The sequence below is a fragment of the Sporosarcina sp. A2 genome (assembly GCF_050858885.1).
Taxonomy (GTDB): Bacteria; Bacillota; Bacilli; order Bacillales_A; family Planococcaceae; genus Sporosarcina.
This window is the reverse complement of record NZ_CP193898.1, coordinates 2,096,384-2,117,529: the sequence shown is the minus strand read 5'-3', so window position 1 is coordinate 2,117,529 and position 21,146 is coordinate 2,096,384. Positions and strand designations below refer to the sequence as shown.

Sequence of the window (21,146 nt, the reverse complement as noted above, 5' to 3'; positions counted from 1 at the left end):
ACAATGCGTGAAGCAGTAATCGTAGCGGGTTCCCGCACACCGGTTGGTAAAGCAGGTAGAGGATCACTTGCGACTGTCCGACCAGATGATTTAGGAGCCCTTACTATAAAAGAAACGTTAAAACGCGCAGGAGGATATGACGGTCCGATAGAAGACTTGATCATCGGCTGCGCAATGCCTGAAGCAGAACAAGGGATGAACATGGCACGTAATATTGGTGCACTTGCTGGCTTGCCAGACACGACACCTGCAATTACGATTAACCGTTTTTGTTCATCAGGCTTACAATCTATCGCTTATGCAGCAGAACGCATTATGCTCGGGGCTTCTGAAGCCATCCTAGCAGGTGGTGCAGAATCTATGAGTATGGTTCCTATGATGGGCAATACGGTTCGTCCGAATGCCAAGCTTGCTGAAGAAGCACCTCAGTATTATATGGGAATGGGGCATACTGCAGAGCAAGTTGCCGTAAAATATGGAATCAGCCGTGACGATCAAGATGCGTTTGCGGTTGAATCTCACCGTCGTGCAGCAGCTGCAATCGACGCTGGAAAGTTCGATGACGAGATTGTTCCAGTTGAATTCACTAAAGGCTATGTCGACAGCAACGGGAAGTTCGCAGAGAAAAAAGAAACGTTTTCAATGGATGAAGGCGTACGTCGCGGTACGACTACAGAAATCCTAGCGAAATTGCGTCCTGCATTCTCTGTTACAGGTACGGTTACAGCAGGTAACGCATCACAAACGTCTGACGGAGCAGCATCTGTACTCGTCATGGATCGTGAAAAAGCTGTGGCGGAGGGACTTACACCAATCGCTAAGTTCCGTTCGTTTGCAGTAGCGGGCGTTCCACCTGAAATCATGGGAATCGGTCCAATCGCTGCAATTCCAAAAGCATTGAAGCTTGCTGGACTCTCGATTGAAGATATTGACGTATGGGAACTAAACGAAGCATTCGCATCACAATCACTTCAAGTCATTCGAGAACTTAAGCTAGACGCTAGCAAAGTGAACGTTAACGGGGGCGCAATCGCTCTCGGTCACCCACTCGGTGCTACCGGTACGATTTTAACTGTACGTATGATGAGTGAACTGAAGCGTCAAGGTAAGCAATTCGGTGTCGTTACAATGTGTATCGGTGGCGGAATGGGAGCAGCCGGCGTCTTTGAATTACTGTAAGTAAATGTTTCACATAGATAAGAACGTAACCTAGAGGAGGAACTAGATATGACTGAAACAAAGACAAATGAGCTTATTAAAGGCGGAGCGTTTTTAACGGAAGACATTACACCAGACCGAGTGTTCACGCCAGAAGACTTTTCTGACGAGCAGAAGATGATCGCGAAGACAACTGAAGACTACGTGAAAAACGAAGTACTTCCAGTTGTGGATAATTTGGAAAACCACGAGTTCGAGCACTCCGTACGTCTTCTGAAATCTGCTGGTGACCTCGGTCTTCTAGGTGCAGACGTTCCTGAAGAATATGGTGGTCTAGGGTTGGATAAAATTTCATCGGCATTGATTTCTGAGAGACTTGCAGTAGCAGGTGGATTCTCTATCACTCACGGTGCACACGTAGGAATCGGTACACTCCCAATCGTCTTATTCGGTAACGAAGAGCAAAAGAAAAAGTACTTGCCGAACTCTGTAGCAGGTGACAAAATCTCTGCTTATGCACTAACTGAGCCAGGATCAGGTTCAGATGCTCTTGGAGCGAAAACGACTGCTAAAATGAACGCTGCGGGAACTCACTACGTATTGAATGGTGAAAAGCAGTGGATCACGAACGCTGGATTTGCTGATGTATTTGTTGTTTATGCAAAAATCGATGGCGACAAATTCTCTGCATTCATCGTAGAACGCGAATACCCAGGTGTATCTGTTGGAGCAGAAGAGAAAAAAATGGGCATTAAGTCTTCATCTACACGCACACTAATTTTGTCCGACGCTGAAGTACCTGTAGAGAACTTGCTTGGAGAAGTTGGTCGCGGTCACATTATCGCATTTAACATCTTAAATATCGGTCGCTACAAGCTTGGAGTGGGTACCGTGGGTGGATCGAAGCGTGCTCTTGAACTTGCAATCTCATACTCAAATGAGCGTAAGCAGTTCAATACACCGATTTCATCGTTCAACTTGACGAAAGAAAAAATTGCTACGATGGCATCTCAATTGTATGCAACAGAAAGCTTGATTTATCGTACAGTTGGTTACTTCGAGCAGCGTCAGAGCCAGATGACAGCTGAACAGCAAAAAGACGGAAAAGCGATTGCAGCAGCGATTGCTGAGTATGCTATTGAATGTTCTATCAACAAAGTTGTTGGATCTGAGACATTGGACTACATCGTTGACGAAGCAGTTCAATTACACGGTGGATATGGCTTCATGGCTGAATACGAAGTGGAACGCGCATACCGCGATTCACGTATCAACCGTATCTTCGAAGGTACAAACGAAATTAACCGTATGATCGTTCCAGGTACATTCATGAAGAAAGCATTGAAAGGCGAGTTGCCATTGTTGCAACAAGCTCAAGCACTTCAAGAAGAGTTACTTATGATGATGCCGGAAGAAATTGGCGACGCGCCACTTGATCAAGAAAAAGTTCTTGTGAAGAACGCGAAGAAAATTGGTTTGCTTGCTGCAGGACTAGCGGCACAACGTTATGGTACTAAGCTTGAGCAAGAACAAGAAGTTCTTGTAAACATTGCAGATATTGCGAATAACATCTTTGCAATGGAATCGGCACTTCTTCGTACTGAAAAAGCAGTTGCTAAAAACGGTGCGGAAAAAGAGCAACAAAAAATCTTGTACACAGAGATCTTCTGTCAAGAAGCATTCGCAGCAATTGAGCGCGATGCAAAAGAAACACTTTACGCTGCAGTGGACGGAGACAACCAGCGCATGATGATTTCTGCATTGCGTAAATTGACTCGCTCAAATCCTTACAACGTTATCGCTAAAAAGCGTGAAGCATCTGTGAAGCTAATCGATGCTGCAAAGTATGTTGTTTAATTTATAAATCTAGTACATTCCCATCCAGACTGCAATTCTGTAGTCTGGATGTTTTTGTGTTAAAATAGAACTAACGGGGGTGACTGAATTGGGACTGCACTACTATGGCTATCCAACATGTACAACGTGTAAAAAGGCTGAAAAGTGGCTGAAAGAAAACAACATTCCGTATGAAGCATCTAATATCGCGGAACAGCCACCGAGTGAACAAGCATTGAGAGAAATGCTCAAAAGTTCTAGTTTACCATTGAAGAAGTTCTTCAACACGAGTGGCATGAAATATCGTGAACTAGAATTAAAAGACAAGCTCGCTACGATGAGTGAGGATGATCAAATCGAATTGCTCGCATCTGAAGGTATGCTTATTAAGCGTCCGCTTGTTACAGATGGAGAATTGACAACGGTTGGATTCAATGAAGAGACGTTCGCGGAAACGTGGCAGGCTTAAGTTCATTTCTTGTCTTTCAAAGGTAGCTGTGGCAAAATAGAATCAGACATATAAATTAATTGTTGGAGGGGTAAAGAATGAGCACACCACAAGGTTTGAAGTATTCTGAAGAGCACGAATGGGTAAAGGAAGAAGACGGTAAATACCGCATCGGAATTACACACTTTGCACAATCTGAGCTTGGTGATATCGTGTTCGTTGAATTGCCATCTGTTGGCGACGAATTGAAATCAGACGAGCCATTTGGTAGCGTTGAGTCTGTTAAGACTGTTTCTGAACTTTATGCACCTATCAGCGGTAAAGTTGTTGAAGTGAACGAAGATTTAGAGGACAGCCCTGAGCTAGTTAACGAATCTCCTTACGAGGGTGCTTGGATGGTAGTTGTGGAAGCAACGAAGCCAGCTGAACTCGATGAGCTTATGTCTCCTGAAGACTACGACAAAATGACTGTCGGAGAATAAAACTAAAAGACGCCGGTCATATGGCGTCTTTTGTATTTTCTTTTGAAATAGAGTGAAGGTGATATTTATGAATGAATGGACATATAGTGAGTGGAAAGAAGTGGCTGATCGTGAAGAGCTTGCAGCATTCTATTTGTACACACCATTATGCGGAACGTGTGCAGTGGCAAGTAAAATATTAAACGTTGTCACAGAGTTGAAACCAACTGTGCCTGTTGGAAAAGCAAATCTAAACTATGTCGAAGAACTTGCGACAGAATATCAGATTGAAAGTGTTCCATGCCTGCTCATTAAGCGAAACGGACATGCAGATGAGAAAGTGTATGCGTTTCAATCCGTTCAAAATATTCTCCAAAAGCTTAGTTGACAGTAGCAAACCCCTATGGTATAACTAAAAGCAACCAATTGAATAACTGACTCTTATACAGAGAGGTGGAGGGGAGTACCCTGTGAAGCCCGGCAACCGTCAATTTACTTGAAATGGTGCCAAGTCACACAAAGCGCAAGCTTTGAAAGATGAGAGATCGAGTGAACGCAACGAATTTTAGCGTACGCCTTTCTGCGAATCTGCAGGAGGGCTTTTTTATTTTTAATTGTGAAGATTCATGTACATAATGATGGCAGTGAGGTGGGTGTCGAATGATTCAATTATCAAATGTAAATAAGCGATTTGGGACCTCGAACGCTGCAATTACTGCAGTTGACGGAGTAAATCTTACGATTGAAGAAGGCAAAATATACGGCATTATCGGCTATAGTGGTGCAGGAAAGAGTACGCTGATCCGTTTGCTAAACGGATTGGAACAGCCAACCGAAGGATCCGTCGAAGTGAATGGACGAAAGATTTCATCCATCGGTGGAAAAGAACTTCGAGAGGCACGCCAAAAGATCAGCATGATTTTTCAACATTTCAACTTACTCTGGTCGCGTACTGTAAAAGAGAACATCACATTCCCGCTAGAAATTGCAGGGGTTAAAAAAGCAGATAGAGATAGGAAAGCAAAGGAATTGATCGAACTAGTTGGGTTATCGGGTCGTGAAAATGCGTATCCATCCCAGTTGTCTGGTGGACAGAAGCAGCGTGTCGGAATTGCCCGAGCACTTGCAAACGATCCTGAAGTGCTCTTGTGTGACGAAGCAACATCTGCGCTCGATCCTGAAACAACGGATGCGATACTAGACTTGTTGACAAGTATAAACGAACGACTTGGACTTACGATTGTCCTCATCACACACGAAATGCATGTTATCCGTAAAATCTGCCATGAAGTTGCAGTCATGGAAGCAGGACGCGTAGTGGAAACAGGAGATGTCCTTCAACTGTTCCAATCTCCGAAAGAACTAATTACAAAACGATTTGTATCCCAAGTAACAGAGCCAGAAGATGCCAAGAAAGTGATGACACTCATGCGTCAGGACTATCCGGACGGAACACTCGTCAAGCTAGCGTTTGTTGGAGAACGAACAGAGCAGCCTGTGCTAGCTAGTCTAATCCGCGAATACCCTGTAGATGTTAGCATCTTACAAGGTAATATTTCACAGACGCGTGGCGGTGCATACGGGACATTAATTTTACAACTAACCGGTGAGCCCCAGGCGATTACGAACGCCATTCAATATTTACACGAACAAGGTGTCCAGACGGAGGTATTTGAGAAATGATTGAAACTTATTTTCCGAATGTAGACTGGGCAAAGATGTGGGACGCTACAGTTGAAACACTTTATATGACAGCTGTTTCCACCGTATTTACCTTCATCATCGGACTGGCACTCGGAATTCTATTATTCCTCACAGGTCCAGGACATATTTGGGCAAACAAGCTAGTAAACTTGCTCACAGGTTCGATCGTTAACATATTTAGATCAATTCCCTTCATTATATTGATCATCCTTCTTATTCCGTTTACTAAGTTTTTAATCGGAACGATACGAGGACCGGAAGCAGCGATGCCCGCACTGATCATAGGAGCGGCTCCGTTCTATGCAAGAATGGTGCTGATCGCACTACAGGAAATTGACAAAGGTGTTCTAGAAGCCGCACGTTCCATGGGCGCAAAAACTTCAACGATCATTTTCAAAGTTTTATTGCCAGAGTCGATGCCAGCCTTACTCTCAGGAATTACAGTAACAGCGATCGCACTCGTTGGCTACACAGCGATGGCCGGAATAATCGGTGCGGGGGGACTCGGAACGCTCGCCTTCTTGGACGGGTTCCAACGAAGCCGAGTAGACGTTACACTCGTCTCTACGATTCTAATCCTAATCGTGGTCTTCATCTTACAATTCGCCGGAGATTTCGCCGTCAAAAAGCTCGACAAACGTTAACCTAGGGAAAAACAGGTATGCCTGTCTACTATATAAATTGTTTTGAAGAAAATAGTCTGATTGTTAGATATCACGTTGATTGGAGTGGAAGGCGGCGACTCCTGCGGGAAAAGCCAAGAGCGAAGACCCCGCAGAAAACGTCCGCCTGCAACGGAAATCAACACTATTTATCATCAAAGCCAAAAAACAGAAAAGGGAAGTGGAATGGATGAAAAAGTTCTTAACTGGAATATTACTAGCAGTACTTGTACTGGCACTAGCAGCATGTGGAGCAAAAGACGACAAAAAAGAAAACTCGAGTGGCTCTAAAGGAGACCTCGAAGTCCTCACAGTAGGCGCATCCAACGTCCCTCACGCAGAAATCCTTGAAGAAGCGAAGCCGTTGTTGAAAGAAAAAGGATTCGATTTGAAAATTGAAGCTTACCAAGACTACGTACTTCCTAACAAAGACTTGGATTCTGGTGACCTAGACGCAAACTACTTCCAACACATCCCGTACATGGAAACACAAATTGCCGACCACGGGTATGACTTCACAAACGCTGGAAGTATTCATATCGAGCCAATCGGTGTCTATTCTAAGAAATACAAATCACTCGACGAACTTCCAAAAGGTGCAACAATCCTAATTAGTAACTCTGTTGCGGACCATGGTCGTGTCCTTGCAATGCTTGAAGCACAAGGCCTCATCAAGCTTAAAGACGGTGTGGATAAAACAAAAGCTGAAGTGAAAGACATTGTGGATAACCCGAAAGACATTCAATTCGATGCAAACTACGAAGCAGCACTTCTTCCACAAATGTTTAACAGTGAAGAAGGCGACGCAGTTCTCATCAACTCGAACTATGCAATCGACGCAGGCATTAACCCAATGGAAGATTCAATCGCACTTGAAGAATCAGAGTCGCCATATGTAAACATCATCGCAGTGAATACAGGTGACGAAGACAAACCAGGTATTAAAGCGCTAGTTGAAGTCTTGACATCGAAAGAGATTCAAGATTTCATCCTTGATAAGTGGAAAGGTTCAGTCGTTCCTGTAACTAAATAATAGAAGAAACCCCCTCACTTTGTACACTCTACGAAGATGAGGGGTTTTTTGGATAAAAATTAGGGCTAATAATTTAAAGCGTTTTCATGTATGATGGAAAGAGTTTTACTATATCAACGCACGAAAGGGGTTTTGAACGTGAAATTTAAAATAGGACTTATTTGGAGGATCGTCATAGCTATCGGTCTCGCAGTGGGGCTTGGCTATTTGACACCGATGATTGGAGAAGGGTTTGCAAAGAACTTCACTCGTTTCTTCGCAACATTTAATATGCTGTTTGGTGGATTCCTAAACTTTATCGTGCCACTCATTATTTTGGCATTCATCGCACCGGGAATAGCGAAGCTTGGTAAAGGTTCAGGAAAGTTACTTGGACTTGCGACTCTATTCGCCTACGCATCTACAATTATTGCAGGGCTTCTTGCATACTTTGCAGCAACGAATATACTACCTAGCTACATTAGTGGGTTAGGAAATACATCCATCGAAACTGCAACAGAAGCAGCGAAATCTTTCTTTGTACTAGAAATGACACCTCTAATGGGTGTGATGACTGCATTACTACTCGCATTCGTTCTAGGGATTGGAATGGCTGCCATCGGTAGCAAAACAATGCTTCACATGTTTGATGAACTTAATACGATTATCGAAAAGGTAATTACAGTTATTATCATACCGCTCTTGCCAATACATATTTTCGGGATTTTCTTGAATATGACGTATACCGGTGAAGTTGCCAAAGTACTTTCAATCTTCATCTTCGTATTCGTCATGATCATCATTCTTCACCTGATTATGCTGACATTGCAGTACACAGTTGCAGGTACGGTTTCTAAACGTAATCCGTTCCGTTTGATGAAAATTATGGCACCTGCTTATTTCACCGCCATTGGTACACAATCTTCAGCGGCAACTATTCCAGTAACACTTCGTCAAGCAAAGCAAACAGGGGCATCTGCCCGTGTAACTGACTTCACGATTCCATTGTTCGCAACAATCCACTTGTCAGGAAGTACGATTACACTCGTTTCCTGTTCAATTGGAGTTATGCTGATGAACGGAATGCCAATCAGCTTCACAGCATACCTTGGCTTCATCTTCATGCTAGGCATCACAATGATTGCAGCGCCTGGTGTACCAGGGGGAGCTGTTGTTGCGGCAACAGGACTTCTTTCTACGATGCTAGGATTTGACGAGTCTATGGTTGCGCTTATGATTGCATTATATATGGCGCAAGATAGCTTCGGTACAGCTACAAACGTAACAGGCGATGGAGCTCTCGCAATTGTTGTCGATAGCTTCTCAAAAGACGGTACATCTGCTAAACAATCTAACTAACTAACAGCGCATCTCACTTCTAAATTAGTAGAGGAGAGATGCGCTGTTTTCTTATTTCCAACCGTTGAGAAACCTTATTCCCAAGACACTTAATCATCAAAGAAGGATGTGAACAGGTAGTGATAAATTCTCATTCAAGAAATCTCAAATGAAAATGAAATAGCGAGCAAATACTGGAAAACAGGAGCATTCATATATAATTTATAATCATTCTTAATGATTTGCATGTACTACGTATATAGGATAAGATTAGAATGATGATAAATAGAAGATGAGAAAAACTCATCTTAAGCATACTGGAGGTATTGGAATGGCTACTTTGGAAATCAAAGATCTTCATGTTTCAATCGAAGACAAAGAAATACTTAAAGGTGTCAATTTAACAATCAACACAAATGAAATCCATGCAATTATGGGGCCGAACGGAACAGGTAAATCTACGCTCGCGTCTGCAATCATGGGTCATCCCAAATATGAAGTAACATCAGGATCTGTTCTTCTTGATGGAGAAGAAGTTCTCGAAATGGAAGTGGACGAACGCGCGAAAGCTGGTTTGTTCCTAGGAATGCAGTATCCAAGTGAAATTACAGGCGTTACAAACGCTGACTTCTTGCGTTCAGGCGTTAACGCACGACGTGAAGAAGGCGACGAAATTTCTTTGATGAAGTTCATCCGTGAACTCGACAGCAAAATGGAAGTTCTTGAAATGGACGAAGATATGGCAACTCGCTACTTAAACGAAGGATTCTCAGGCGGAGAGAAAAAGCGTAACGAAATCCTTCAATTAATGATGTTGAAACCGAAATTCGCTATTTTAGATGAAATCGACTCCGGTCTTGATATTGATGCATTACGTATCGTTTCAACAGGCATTAACGAAATGCGCGGCGAAGACTTCGGTTGCCTAATCATCACTCACTACCAGCGTCTACTGAACTACATCACACCAGATCACGTTCACGTAATGATGCAAGGTCGCGTTGTGAAATCAGGTGGAGCAGAACTAGCTCGTAAACTTGAAGAACAAGGATACGACTGGATTAAAGAAGAACTAGGGATCGAAGAAGAGACGGTTGAACAAGAAGCGTAAGAGGGAGGGCGATTGAACATGACGGTTGAAACTAAATTGGCATTGACCGGAGAAGACGTCCGCTCTTATTCCGCTACTACGGGAGAAGCGAGCTGGTTGACTGATCTCCGCTTGGAAGCACTCAACAAAGTAGACGCACTTCCAATGCCGAAACCAGATAAAACGAAGATTGATAAATGGAACTTCACGGAGTTTCCTGTACATGCAGTTGAAAGCACTGTATATGAAAACTTAAGCGAACTTCCAGACGATGCGAAATCACTTGTAGACGCAGAAAACCAGAAGAATATCTATGTTCAACATAACAACACACCTGCATACTTGTCGTTATCCGACGACTTAAAAGAGCAAGGCGTTATTTTGACAGATATCTTCACGGCAACTCGTGAGCATAGTGATCTCGTAAAGAAATACTTCATGACGGATGGCGTGAAAGTGGATGAGCATCGTCTCACTGCATTCCATGCTGCTCTCGTGAATGGCGGCGTATTCGTATACGTGCCAAAAAATGTTGAAGTAAAGCAACCAATTCAAGTATTGTTCTTACATGACAATGCACAAGCCTCTCTCTTCAATCACGTAATCGTGGTTGCTGAAGCGAACAGTGCAGTCACATATGTAGAGAACTATTTATCTACAGTTCCTCACGCTGAAGGACTTGCGAATATCGTTTCAGAAGTTTTCACAGGCGATAATGCTGTCGTTACTTATGGCGCAGTAGATGTACTTGCTGAAGGTTTTACAACATACGTAAACCGTCGTGGTATTGCAGGCCGTGATAGCCGCATCGATTGGGCACTCGGTTTGATGAATGACAGCGATACGATTTCAGACAACTTGACTCACTTAATTGGAAACGGCTCACGTTGTGACATGAAATCAGTCGTTGTTGGTCGTGGCACACAAAAACAGAACTTCACTTCTGAAATTGTCCATTGGGGACTTGATACAGAAGGTCACATATTGAAGCACGGTGTTATGAAAGACGCAGCATCTACAATCTTCAACGGTATTGGTAAAATTGAAAAAGGCGCAACACGTGCGAACGCGGAGCAAGAGTCTAGAGTACTTATGCTTAGTGAAAAAGCTCGTGGCGATGCCAACCCAATCTTGCTAATTGATGAAGACGATGTAACTGCGGGACATGCCGCTTCAGTAGGCCGCGTAGATCCACTACAGTTGTTCTACTTAATGAGCCGCGGTATTTCTAAACAGGAAGCAGAACGCCTTGTCATTCACGGTTTCCTTGAGCCAGTTGTAAGCAAATTGCCAATCGAAGGAGTCAAGAAACAGTTGACGGAGGTCATTGAAAGGAAAGTGCGCTAATGCTGAACAAAGACATTCGCAACGATTTTCCAATACTCGACCAAGAAATAAACGGTTTCCCTCTCGTATACCTTGATAGTGCGGCGACTTCACAGAAGCCCCTTCAAGTAATCGAGGCGATGGAACACTATTATAAAAATGATAATGCTAACGTTCACCGTGGTGTGCATACACTCGGAAACAGAGCAACTGAAGGGTATGAAGGAGCACGCGAAACCGTTCGTAAGTTCTTGAATGCCACTTCAACTGAAGAAATTGTTTTCACTCGTGGTACAACTACAGCTTTGAATCTAGTTGCTCAAAGTTATGGACGTGCTAACGTCGGTGAAGGCGATGAAATTCTCATTACGTATATGGAGCATCATTCCAACATCATTCCTTGGCAGCAACTTGCGAAAGCGACTGGCGCTGTCTTAAAATATATCGATCTTGAAGAAGACGGTACGCTCTCTCTTGAGAGAGTGAGTGAAGCGATGACAGATCGCACAAAAATCGTTTCCATTATGTACGTTTCAAACGTATTAGGAACGATGAATCCAATTAAAGGAATTACAGAAATTGCTCATGCACACAATGCGATCATGGTAGTGGATGCTGCTCAGGCAGCTCCGCATCTAAAGCTAGATGTTCAAGACTTAGACTGTGACTTCCTAGCATTCTCTGGACATAAATTGTGTGGTCCTACAGGTATTGGTGCTCTTTACGGAAAAAAAGCGTTGCTTAACGAAATGGAACCGGTTGAATTCGGTGGTGAAATGATCGACTTCGTAGGCCTTTACGATTCTACATGGAAAGAGCTACCTTGGAAATTTGAAGGTGGCACACCTATTATTGCAGGCGCTATTGGTATGGCGGCAGCGATCGATTATATCGAATCCATCGGTTTGGACAAGATCGAACAACACGAACACGAACTTGTTGCGTATGCAATGGAACAGATGAACACGATAGAAGGTCTTGAAATTTACGGACCTCTTGACTCTAGTCAGCGTGCCGGAATTGTCACCTTCAACCTTGAAGGCGTTCATCCACACGATTTAGCAACAGTCTTGGATATGAATGGAATCGCTGTACGTGCTGGACATCATTGCTGTCAACCGCTCATGAAGTGGTTGGAAGTCTCTGCAACTGCACGCGCTAGCTTCTATCTCTATAATACGAAACAAGATGTGGATCGCCTTGTAGAAGGGCTCCGCATGGCAAAGGAGTATTTTCAATAATGAAAAACGAGAAACTCGATCAATTGTATCGCTCGGTCATTATGGATCATTATAAAACACCACGAAATAAGGGAGTTCTCGAAAGTGGAAACGTCACGATCGACATGAACAACCCAACTTGTGGAGATGTTATTCATTTAACTCTTCAAGTAGAAGATGACATCGTAAAAGATGCCAAGTTTGAAGGAGAAGGATGCTCAATTTCAATGGCATCCGCTTCTATGATGACGCAACTTATTAAAGGCAAGAACAAAGAGGACGCTGTAGTTGCAGCACACGCCTTTTCAGATATGATGCTTGGTAAAGAGGTCGACGAATCTGTAGACTTCGGAGATATTGAAGCGTTGACAGGGGTTGCTAAATTCCCTGCACGCATTAAATGTGCAACTCTGCCATGGAAAGCAATGGAAAAAGGGATTGCAAGCGATTCCGAATAATTTAAACTAAGGAGGAATAGCAAATGGCTAAAAAGATGCCTGAAATTGGCGATTACAAATATGGTTTCCATGACAAAGACGTATCCGTATTCCGTTCTGCACGTGGTTTGACAAGAGAGATTGTTGAAGAAATCTCTGGTATGAAAAACGAACCAGAATGGATGCTTAACTACCGTTTGAAGTCATTAGAGCTGTTCTACAAAATGCCGATGCCACAATGGGGCGGCGACTTGAACTCATTGAACTTTGACGAGATTACGTATTACGTTAAACCATCTGAAGCAACAGAAACTTCATGGGATGAAGTTCCTGAAGAAATCAAACGTACGTTTGACAAACTAGGAATTCCTGAAGCTGAACAAAAATACCTTGCGGGTGTTTCTGCACAGTATGAATCTGAAGTGGTTTACCACAATATGAAACAAGAACTAACAGACATGGGAATTGTCTTTAAAGATACTGATTCAGCACTTCGTGAAAACGAAGAGTTGTTCAAGAAGCACTTTGGAACAATTATTCCGAACTCTGACAATAAGTTCTCAGCTCTAAACTCTGCAGTTTGGTCAGGTGGATCATTCATCTACGTACCACCAGGTGTTAAAGTGGAAACTCCGCTCCAAGCGTATTTCCGCATAAACTCTGAGAACATGGGACAATTTGAGCGTACGCTCATCATCGTAGACGAAGGCGCAAGCGTTCACTACGTAGAAGGCTGTACAGCTCCTGTCTACACAACAAACTCACTGCATAGTGCTGTTGTTGAAATCATCATCAAAAAAGACGCATACTGCCGTTACACAACGATCCAGAACTGGGCAAACAACGTGTACAACCTCGTTACGAAGCGTGCTGTTTGTGACGCGAACGCAACGATGGAATGGATTGATGGCAACATTGGTTCGAAATTGACGATGAAATATCCTGCTGTCATCCTTAAAGGTGAAGGCGCTCGTGGTATGACATTGTCGATTGCAATCGCAGGTAAAGGACAACACCAAGATGCTGGTGCGAAAATGATGCACTTAGCTCCAAATACGTCTTCTACGATTGTTTCGAAATCCATTTCACAACACGGTGGTAAAGTAACGTACCGCGGAATCGTTCACTTCGGACGTAAAGCGGATGGTGCTCGCGCAAATATCGAATGTGATACGCTGATTATGGATGACAAATCAACATCTGATACTATTCCATACAACGAAATCTTGAACGACAACATTTCGCTTGAACACGAAGCAAAAGTTTCTAAAGTCTCTGAAGAACAGCTCTTCTATTTAATGAGCCGTGGTATTTCAGAACAAGAAGCTACTGAGATGATCGTTATGGGCTTCATCGAGCCATTCACAAAAGAACTTCCAATGGAATATGCCGTAGAAATGAACCGTCTCATTAAATTCGAGATGGAAGGTTCTATCGGTTAATTAATAGATCGCCTCATTCACTTGTTTGCTCAAGTGGATGAGGCTTTTTTTGTTTCCTGTATCCTTTGTGATGCGAACGATCTATCTAGAAATTGAAGATGTAGACAAGTGTAAAGAGGAGACAAGTATATGAAAATTGTATTAGATGCAGGACACGGTTTACTGACTCCAGGGAAACAAACCCCTGACGGTGAGAAGGAATGGGTATTTAACAATGCAGTATTACTTGCCGTTCAAGCAAAATTGTTCACGGTAAAGACAGTTCAACTATTAAGAGTCGATGACTCCACTGGTAAGACAGATGATCCGTTAAAACAGCGTACAGATCGAGCAAACGCATGGAATGCAGATCTCTATCTATCTTTCCATCACAATGCACATACCGGTGTCTGGGGAGACTGGGGAGGCGTAGAGACATTCACTTTTGATAGTGACAAAGCAAATCCCCAATCAGTGGAACTGGCACGACGAATCCAACCACGCATCGTACAAGCCATGCAGCTTCGCGATCGTGGGGTAAAAAAGAAGAACTTGCATGTCCTGCGCGAGACAAGGATGCCCTCTGTGCTGATCGAGGGAGGATTCATGGATTCACGAACGGATATCCGTGCACTTAGAAATCCTTTGCTATTGAAAGCACAAGGTGAAGCGATAGCAGATGCGGTTGTAGACTACTATCATCTGCAAAAGAAATCCAGTACAACTTCACCCCTTCATACTGGATCCACTTTTCGTTTACTAACGGGCACTTTCCCAACGAAGGAGCACGCTGAAAAAGCAGCAAAGCAGTTAAGGAATTTGACGGGGTGGACTGTCTATATTAAAGAATAATCTTGATACCTTTGCATAATTGCAAGGGTTTTTTTGTGTCGAAAAACAGCGCCAAAGACCGAAAAAAGGGGTTACATATGCTATGATGAGGGTAACAAATGGGTACATGAAATGGAGGGCTATATATGATTGAAATCGGATTAACTGGTTGGGGGGATCATCCGGATGTATATGCGCCCTCATCGACAGCAAAACAAAAACTGATGGACTATAGTGCTCATTTTCCAGTTGTAGAACTTGATGCAACGTTCTATGCGATACAACCTGAGCGCAATATCCGAAAATGGATACAGGAGACGCCTGCTCACTTCGGGTTCATCGTCAAAGCATATCAAGGGATGACAGGGCATTTACGTGGTGAATTGCCGTACGAATCGAAAGAAGAAATGTTTGAGCTCTTTCGGTTATCGATGGGCCCGTTACAAGAAGCTGGCAAGCTAACTCTGATTTTAGTGCAATTCCCGCCATGGTTCGATTGTGTCAAAGAGAACGTGGATGAAATAAGATACATAAGTAAGCAATTAGAAGGATTCGATATTGGAATCGAGTTTCGCCATCAGTCATGGTATGCAGATGAGCTCCGTGAAAAGACCTTGCGTTTCCTGAAAGAAAATCAGTTAATTCATGTCATTGCCGATGAACCGCAAGTAGGTACAGGAAGTGTACCTTTCGTTCCGAGCGTTACAAGAAGCGACAAAGCGGTAATCCGCCTTCACGGAAGAAACATTACGGGGTGGCGTAACCCAGGCGGTAGCCGTGAAGCATGGAGGAAAATCAGGTACTTATATGACTATACAAATGCCGAGTTGGCAGGGATTCAATCAGCTGTGGAGAGAGTTGCGCAGCAAGCTGAATATGTAGCGGTTATTTTTAATAATAATTCAGGTGGGCATGCTGCAGAGAACGCCAAGCGGTTTCAAAAAATGCTTCAACTCTCTTTTGATGACCTGGCTCCTAAACAGCTCGACATCTTTGAGGGGGAATAACGATGGAATATGTTTTACTGATCGTGATTGGCATGCTTTCAGGAGTCGTCGGTTCACTTGTTGGACTGGGCGGGGGGACTATTTTTGTTCCTATTACACTATTAGTCGGAATCGATTTAGGATGGATTCCGCACGTGACACCGCAGACAGTCGTAGGGATGTCCGTCATCATGATGGTATTCAACGGCTTGTCATCGACACTTTTCCATATGAAAGCGAAAACAGTGGATTATCGAAGTGGATTCATCTTTTTCGCGGGGAGTGTCCCGGGAACGATTTTAGGTGCTTTTTTTAACAAGAACCTCGATTTAGGATCTTTCAACTTATACTTTGGCATTCTACTCATCTTTTTAGCGGGTCTATTGCTCGTTAAAAAGTATTTAAAGCCAATCAATTGGTTTGTGGATCACGGGAAAGAAATAGCATTCACTGATCAGCAAGGTGAGACCCATGTGTACGGCTATCCGATCTGGTTCGCTCTTCTTCTGACATTTGTGATTGGCTTAATGTCAGGTCTATTCGGCATAGGTGGCGGCGCGATGATCGTACCTGCAATGTTGTTATTATTCTTATTTCCACCACACGTGGCAGTGGGGACGTCCATGCTCATGGTGTTTTTGTCAGCTATCATCAACTCAGGGACGCATATCTATCTCGGACACGTTCCATGGCTCTACTCACTCGCAGTCATCCCAGGTGCATATATCGGGGGTACTCTCGGATCGATGTTGAATAAGAAAATGAGCTCGGAAACGCTCGTCGTCGTTTTACGAGTGTTGCTACTGCTATTCGGAATTAATTCAGTAATTGATGGGATTTGGGGATGACTATGATAGCAGGAAAAACAGAAACCATTCATATTTATCATACAAACGACATTCATAGTCATTTTGACAATTGGCCAGAAATTAGCGGATATCTACTGGACCAACGCAAACTCCATGAACAGGCGGGTGAGACCTGTTATGTGTTCGATCTCGGGGATTTCGTTGACCGGTCGCATCCGTTTACAGAAGCAACAGAAGGCAAAGGAAATGTCGAGCTACTGAATCAGGCGCACTATGATGCCGTGACGATTGGAAATAATGAAGGCATCACGCTGTCTCACAATGCACTTGCACAATTGTATAAGGATGCGCAGTTTGACGTCATCGTTGCCAATTTAACATACGTAGACGGCAGTACGCTAGACTGGGCTGTTCCTTATCAAATATACACAACTAATGAAGGATTGAAACTAGCTGTTATTGGTGCCACTGCTGTGTATGATCTATTTTACAGCAAGTTAGACTGGTCGATTATCGAGCCGCGAAATGTACTCGTAAATCTAGCATCCAAGTTGAAAGAAACAGTGGACTGTATTGTTTGTCTTTCTCACCTAGGTGTCAATGAGGACCGGCTTTTAGCGACAGAGTCATCGGACATCAACGTGATATTAGGTGCGCATACCCATCATTTGTTCATTCACGGAGAGCAAGTCGAAAATACGTTATTAGCTGCGACAGGTAAGTTCGGGCAATATGTCGGGCATGTCACCATCACTTTTGAGAATAGCCATGTGATTGACAAGACGGCATCTGTCATTCCAACAGAAGAGCTTCCAGCGGACCCAGTATTGAGTAAACAAGTATATCAGATGATTACAGGGGGCACGGAGTTGCTGGATGAAACAGTGTTCACGACTCCGGAAAACCTTGGACAAAATTTATTTGGCGCAAGTCCGTTGTCGGATTTGTTTGGTCAAGCATTACTCGCGTATACAAAAGCGGATTGCGGACTATTCAATGCCGGAATTTTTCTTGGTCAACTTCAAGCAGGTGTGGTTACTAAGCGAGACTTGCACCGTATCCTTCCACATCCAATCAATGCGTGTGTAATTACATTGACCGGCCGTGCGCTCAGGGAATATTACGAGATTTCCTGTCATCCAGACTGGGCCCGTACTGAAGTGAGAGGGCTAGGTTTCAGAGGCACTATGATGGGTGTGATGATCCATACGAATCTTACTATGAAAAATGATGTCCTTTACATTGGTGAGAACATCGCTGAACCAGATCGTGAGTATACGTTAGCAACACTTGACATGTTTACGTTCGGATTCTTTTATCCGAACATGAAATTCGAGAAAATTGACTACTATGTACCGGAGCTTATTCGAGACATTGTAGGCTCGTATGGTGCTCGGCTCTTCGGAACAACTTCATAACAAGGTATATGCGACGCCTCCCTTTCATAATCTAGAATAGGGAGGCGTCGCTTTTTGAAATTTCATATGCAAGCGCCTAAGAGACAAAAAAGGAAAAGAAGATGGATTAAGTTCATCATTCCTGCCCTTCTAATCACGATACTCGGAAGTTTCTTTTATTTGAATATGAAATTGAAACCGATATACATGAACTATGCCGAAGTGCAAACTCGTAAAATTGCAGCACATGTTATCAGTCAGGCTATTCAATCGCGATCGACAAGTGTTTTAGATGCAAATGATATTCTTATAAATATCCCGAACGATAGTACGGATACCGTTACGATGAAAGTGGATGCGGAAACGATTAATCAAATCATGGCTGAAATCCATGAACTTGTGGAACAACATTTAGATCGTGCAGAATCAGGTGATCTAGAGATGTTACCGCAAAGTGATGGCATAAAATTCGATACAACGGAAATGGAAAAGCATGGTGGCGTCGTCTTTTTCGTTCCAATTGGTCAAGTTGCTGATATCCCACTCCTTGGGAATCTTGGGCCTAAAATTCCAATCCGATTTCATATTGTCGGTGATGTCCATGCGGACGTAGATACAAAGTTAACGGAGTATGGCATCAACAACGTCTACATGGAAGTTAATATGAAATTGACCGTCAATGTCCAAATCATTATTCCAATCGCAACGAAGGAAAGTACAGTGGTGCAACAATTCCCAATTGCAATTGGAATTATCCAAGGAGTCGTTCCACAAATCTATACGAAAGGTGGGCAGAGTCCAGCAAATATTGAAGTACCTTTGCAGGATGTAAAGAAGCCATAAGTCACCTTGCATGTTCTATCGTTTATTGTTATGATTAACTAGTAATAACGTAATCGATAGGGTAGAGGCTGCATTGTTTATAAGTATCACATGCGAGACAGACATCGTAGACCATGTGAGAAAGGAAACATTGCCGAAGTCAAATGGACCGTCAATTCCATTAGGCTGGGGTCATTTCGAAGAGGAATGACACTGTCAGGGGCAGTTTTTGTCCATGATGAGCTACAATCGTCAGTGAGATAACGAAATGTTTATCAAACAACGACATGTAGATAGCCGATACCCGGTCCACTTGAAAAAGTGAAAAGGGTGTCGGCTTTTTTGTTTCCCCGGTTACTTAACTACAATGAAGGAGGAGATTGGAATGATTGGAACTTGGTTATCGATCCTGCCGCCAGTGATTGCCATTGTTATGGTACTTACGACGAAGCGGGTATTACTATCGCTTGGAGCAGGAATTTTGTCCGCTGCATTACTAGTCGCTTCCTTTGCACCAGTGGAGTCGGCAATTCAGTTAGGTAAAGCTCTCATTGTTTCGTTTTGGGCTGATGGAGCAGTGAATACGTATAATATTTTAATTATGGTATTCATCTTATTGTTAGGTGTCATTACAGCACTTGTAAGTCTATCGGGAGGTAGCCGTGCATTTGCAGAGTGGGCGGTAACACGCATCCGAACTCGCCGAAGTGCCAAACTTCTAACGATGGTATTAGGAATTGTAATCTTTGTAGATGATTACTTTAATGCACTTGCGGTAGGTCAAATCGCGCGACCGATTACAGATCGTCACAAGATCTCACGTGCAAAGCTCGCGTACTTCATTGACTCAACGTCCGCACCAATTTGTGTGATTTCGCCTGTATCGAGCTGGGGCGCATTCCTGATTGGTCAACTTGCGATTATTCTCGCTACGACAGCGACCGTCAATTACTCGCCACTAGCAGCATTTATCATGATGGCACCGATGAATTTCTATGTAATTGCAACATTAGCAATGGTATTCTTCTTCGCTTGGACCAACATCGACTTTTTCTCAATGAAAGAGCACGAACAGCGTGCAGAAGAAAAAGGGGAACTATACGATCCAAACAAAGAGATCCCTGGACAGTTGAAAGATGAATTCCCTGAACACGCTCACGGACGTGTAAGAGATCTTATTGCGCCAATTGTGACACTTGTTGCCGTTACGCTTGCAACGATGGTCATTACCGGATATAGAAACGGCAAAGAAATGAATTTATGGGCAATCTTTGAGAATACGGATGTTCCATTGTCGCTTGTTGCTGGTGGAATTATAGGAACGCTCGTTGCAATCGTTCTTTATGCAAATCAGTTCAACGTCAACAAAACAGCTTCGTGGGGCCTTGTTGGGAAAGCGTTCGTCAGTGGTACAAAAGCCATGATGCCAGCGGTTCTTATCCTTATCTTAGCTTGGTCACTCACGCATTTGATCGACATTTTGGAAACAGGATTATTCTTATCTGAAGCAGTTGCGAAGTCTAACATTCCAGTCGCTTTCCTCCCAGTTGTTCTTTTTGTATTAGCTGGATTAATGGCCTTTTCTACTGGGACATCATGGGGATCATTCGGTATCTTACTTCCGATTGCAGGTTCAATCATGGTCAACGCTGCACCGGAATTATTGTTACCTGCATTATCCGCTGTATTAGCAGGCGCAGTTTTCGGAGATCACTGTTCACCAATTTCGGATACAACGATTCTTTCGTCAACAGGAGCAGGTAGTAACCATATCGATCACGTAGCTACGCAATTACCGTATGCACTCATTGCAGCGGCAATTGCGACAGCAGGGTACATTGTTCTTGGGATAACCGGATCGGTTTGGATCGGACTCGTAGCCGTAATTATTATTCTTGCAGCGCTATTCACAGTGTGGAACGTAAGAAATTCAAAAAAAAGAGTAGAAATCGTAGCTGAATAAAAGAAAGAAAGGTATTCTTCCATAGTTGTGAAGAATACCTTTTTTTACGTTCCATTCGGATGAAGTACTAGTAAATAAGCAATAGTTCCCAATATCTAGAGGTCAGAACTGTCGGGAAATGAGCAAATTAGTAATCTAGTAATAAAATTTTGAAAATTTGTATAGACTGAATTAGAAGTTTGTTTTAGAATAGGGATACAGAGAGAAAAAGAACGGGTTCGGATG

20 protein-coding genes and 2 riboswitches are annotated in these 21,146 nt (G+C 43.3%); all 20 genes read left to right on the top strand.

Going from position 1 to position 21,146, the window contains the following annotated elements:
• Positions 1-3: 3 nt before the first annotated feature.
• The 20 genes from ACRPI0_RS10625 (at position 4) to ACRPI0_RS10530 (ending at position 20,921) form a co-directional block, all read left to right on the top strand.
• A complete protein-coding gene (locus tag ACRPI0_RS10625; protein ID WP_432352619.1) occupies positions 4-1,179 on the top strand; it encodes an acetyl-CoA C-acetyltransferase in 1,176 nt (391 codons plus the stop codon).
• Between the two features lie 48 nt (positions 1,180-1,227).
• A complete protein-coding gene (locus ACRPI0_RS10620; RefSeq protein WP_432352617.1) occupies positions 1,228-3,015 on the top strand; it encodes an acyl-CoA dehydrogenase family protein in 1,788 nt (595 codons plus the stop codon).
• An 88-nt stretch (positions 3,016-3,103) separates the two neighbouring features.
• Entirely contained in the window at positions 3,104-3,463 is a 360-nt protein-coding gene (locus ACRPI0_RS10615; RefSeq protein WP_432352615.1) for an arsenate reductase family protein, read from the top strand.
• A 77-nt stretch (positions 3,464-3,540) separates the two neighbouring features.
• Positions 3,541-3,924 (top strand): glycine cleavage system protein GcvH, encoded by a 384-nt coding sequence (gene gcvH, locus ACRPI0_RS10610; protein WP_025783002.1) that lies wholly within the window; start codon positions 3,541-3,543, stop codon positions 3,922-3,924.
• Positions 3,925-3,991: 67 nt separating this feature from the next.
• Entirely contained in the window at positions 3,992-4,291 is a 300-nt protein-coding gene (locus tag ACRPI0_RS10605) for a thioredoxin family protein (RefSeq protein ID WP_432352612.1), read from the top strand.
• A gap of 50 nt (positions 4,292-4,341) precedes the next feature.
• Positions 4,342-4,447, top strand: a riboswitch (SAM riboswitch).
• A gap of 116 nt (positions 4,448-4,563) precedes the next feature.
• Positions 4,564-5,586: a methionine ABC transporter ATP-binding protein gene (locus tag ACRPI0_RS10600; protein ID WP_432352610.1), complete on the top strand. Its 1,023-nt coding sequence runs from the start codon at positions 4,564-4,566 to the stop codon at positions 5,584-5,586.
• Positions 5,583-6,251, top strand: a complete 669-nt coding sequence (locus ACRPI0_RS10595) for a methionine ABC transporter permease (RefSeq protein WP_432352608.1) — start codon at positions 5,583-5,585, stop codon at positions 6,249-6,251. The genes ACRPI0_RS10600 and ACRPI0_RS10595 overlap by 4 nt, the downstream gene beginning before the upstream one ends.
• A gap of 208 nt (positions 6,252-6,459) precedes the next feature.
• On the top strand, positions 6,460-7,302 hold the full coding sequence (locus tag ACRPI0_RS10590) for a MetQ/NlpA family ABC transporter substrate-binding protein (RefSeq protein ID WP_432352606.1): 843 nt from the start codon (positions 6,460-6,462) through the stop codon (positions 7,300-7,302).
• Between the two features lie 138 nt (positions 7,303-7,440).
• Complete coding sequence (locus ACRPI0_RS10585; protein ID WP_432352604.1) at positions 7,441-8,640, top strand: dicarboxylate/amino acid:cation symporter; 1,200 nt, start codon at positions 7,441-7,443, stop codon at positions 8,638-8,640.
• A gap of 310 nt (positions 8,641-8,950) precedes the next feature.
• Positions 8,951-9,730, top strand: coding sequence for a Fe-S cluster assembly ATPase SufC (sufC, locus tag ACRPI0_RS10580; RefSeq protein ID WP_432352602.1), 780 nt, complete (start codon positions 8,951-8,953; stop codon positions 9,728-9,730).
• 18 nt (positions 9,731-9,748) lie between these two features.
• A complete protein-coding gene (gene sufD, locus ACRPI0_RS10575; protein WP_432352600.1) occupies positions 9,749-11,056 on the top strand; it encodes a Fe-S cluster assembly protein SufD in 1,308 nt (435 codons plus the stop codon).
• Positions 11,056-12,276, top strand: coding sequence for a cysteine desulfurase (locus ACRPI0_RS10570; RefSeq protein WP_432352598.1), 1,221 nt, complete (start codon positions 11,056-11,058; stop codon positions 12,274-12,276). The genes sufD and ACRPI0_RS10570 overlap by 1 nt, the downstream gene beginning before the upstream one ends.
• Positions 12,276-12,713, top strand: a complete 438-nt coding sequence (gene sufU / locus ACRPI0_RS10565; RefSeq protein ID WP_432352597.1) for a Fe-S cluster assembly sulfur transfer protein SufU — start codon at positions 12,276-12,278, stop codon at positions 12,711-12,713. Before ACRPI0_RS10570 ends, sufU begins: the two co-directional genes overlap by 1 nt.
• 23 nt (positions 12,714-12,736) lie before the next feature.
• A complete protein-coding gene (gene sufB / locus ACRPI0_RS10560; RefSeq protein ID WP_432352596.1) occupies positions 12,737-14,134 on the top strand; it encodes a Fe-S cluster assembly protein SufB in 1,398 nt (465 codons plus the stop codon).
• A 129-nt stretch (positions 14,135-14,263) separates the two neighbouring features.
• The gene (locus tag ACRPI0_RS10555; protein WP_432352595.1) at positions 14,264-14,965 is read left to right on the top strand and encodes an N-acetylmuramoyl-L-alanine amidase family protein; all 702 of its coding nucleotides are present in this window, start codon (positions 14,264-14,266) and stop codon (positions 14,963-14,965) included.
• Between the two features lie 125 nt (positions 14,966-15,090).
• On the top strand, positions 15,091-15,951 hold the full coding sequence (locus tag ACRPI0_RS10550) for a DUF72 domain-containing protein (protein WP_432352594.1): 861 nt from the start codon (positions 15,091-15,093) through the stop codon (positions 15,949-15,951).
• A gap of 2 nt (positions 15,952-15,953) precedes the next feature.
• Positions 15,954-16,778 (top strand): sulfite exporter TauE/SafE family protein, encoded by an 825-nt coding sequence (locus tag ACRPI0_RS10545; protein WP_432352593.1) that lies wholly within the window; start codon positions 15,954-15,956, stop codon positions 16,776-16,778.
• Positions 16,775-18,157: a bifunctional metallophosphatase/5'-nucleotidase gene (locus ACRPI0_RS10540; RefSeq protein ID WP_432352592.1), complete on the top strand. Its 1,383-nt coding sequence runs from the start codon at positions 16,775-16,777 to the stop codon at positions 18,155-18,157. Before ACRPI0_RS10545 ends, ACRPI0_RS10540 begins: the two co-directional genes overlap by 4 nt.
• Before the next feature lie 54 nt (positions 18,158-18,211).
• On the top strand, positions 18,212-18,979 hold the full coding sequence (yunB, locus tag ACRPI0_RS10535) for a sporulation protein YunB (RefSeq protein WP_432352591.1): 768 nt from the start codon (positions 18,212-18,214) through the stop codon (positions 18,977-18,979).
• Positions 18,980-19,033: 54 nt separating this feature from the next.
• A riboswitch (Lysine riboswitch) is annotated at positions 19,034-19,212 on the top strand.
• 131 nt (positions 19,213-19,343) lie between these two features.
• The gene (locus tag ACRPI0_RS10530) at positions 19,344-20,921 is read left to right on the top strand and encodes a Na+/H+ antiporter NhaC family protein (RefSeq protein WP_432352590.1); all 1,578 of its coding nucleotides are present in this window, start codon (positions 19,344-19,346) and stop codon (positions 20,919-20,921) included.
• Positions 20,922-21,146: the final 225 nt, after the last annotated feature.

Bases quoted from the DNA above. Each gene is read 5' to 3' on its own strand.
- ACRPI0_RS10625 (WP_432352619.1), top strand. From the start codon at position 4: ATGCGTGAAGCAGTAATCGTAGCGGGTTCCCGCACACCGGTTGGTAAA.
- ACRPI0_RS10620 (WP_432352617.1), top strand. From the start codon at position 1,228: ATGACTGAAACAAAGACAAATGAGCTTATTAAAGGCGGAGCGTTTTTA.
- gcvH (WP_025783002.1), top strand. From the start codon at position 3,541: ATGAGCACACCACAAGGTTTGAAGTATTCTGAAGAGCACGAATGGGTA.
- ACRPI0_RS10605 (WP_432352612.1), top strand. From the start codon at position 3,992: ATGAATGAATGGACATATAGTGAGTGGAAAGAAGTGGCTGATCGTGAA.
- ACRPI0_RS10600 (WP_432352610.1), top strand. From the start codon at position 4,564: ATGATTCAATTATCAAATGTAAATAAGCGATTTGGGACCTCGAACGCT.
- ACRPI0_RS10595 (WP_432352608.1), top strand. From the start codon at position 5,583: ATGATTGAAACTTATTTTCCGAATGTAGACTGGGCAAAGATGTGGGAC.
- ACRPI0_RS10590 (WP_432352606.1), top strand. From the start codon at position 6,460: ATGAAAAAGTTCTTAACTGGAATATTACTAGCAGTACTTGTACTGGCA.
- sufC (WP_432352602.1), top strand. From the start codon at position 8,951: ATGGCTACTTTGGAAATCAAAGATCTTCATGTTTCAATCGAAGACAAA.
- sufD (WP_432352600.1), top strand. From the start codon at position 9,749: ATGACGGTTGAAACTAAATTGGCATTGACCGGAGAAGACGTCCGCTCT.
- ACRPI0_RS10570 (WP_432352598.1), top strand. From the start codon at position 11,056: ATGCTGAACAAAGACATTCGCAACGATTTTCCAATACTCGACCAAGAA.
- sufU (WP_432352597.1), top strand. From the start codon at position 12,276: ATGAAAAACGAGAAACTCGATCAATTGTATCGCTCGGTCATTATGGAT.
- sufB (WP_432352596.1), top strand. From the start codon at position 12,737: ATGGCTAAAAAGATGCCTGAAATTGGCGATTACAAATATGGTTTCCAT.
- ACRPI0_RS10555 (WP_432352595.1), top strand. From the start codon at position 14,264: ATGAAAATTGTATTAGATGCAGGACACGGTTTACTGACTCCAGGGAAA.
- ACRPI0_RS10550 (WP_432352594.1), top strand. From the start codon at position 15,091: ATGATTGAAATCGGATTAACTGGTTGGGGGGATCATCCGGATGTATAT.
- ACRPI0_RS10545 (WP_432352593.1), top strand. From the start codon at position 15,954: ATGGAATATGTTTTACTGATCGTGATTGGCATGCTTTCAGGAGTCGTC.
- ACRPI0_RS10540 (WP_432352592.1), top strand. From the start codon at position 16,775: ATGACTATGATAGCAGGAAAAACAGAAACCATTCATATTTATCATACA.
- ACRPI0_RS10530 (WP_432352590.1), top strand. From the start codon at position 19,344: ATGATTGGAACTTGGTTATCGATCCTGCCGCCAGTGATTGCCATTGTT.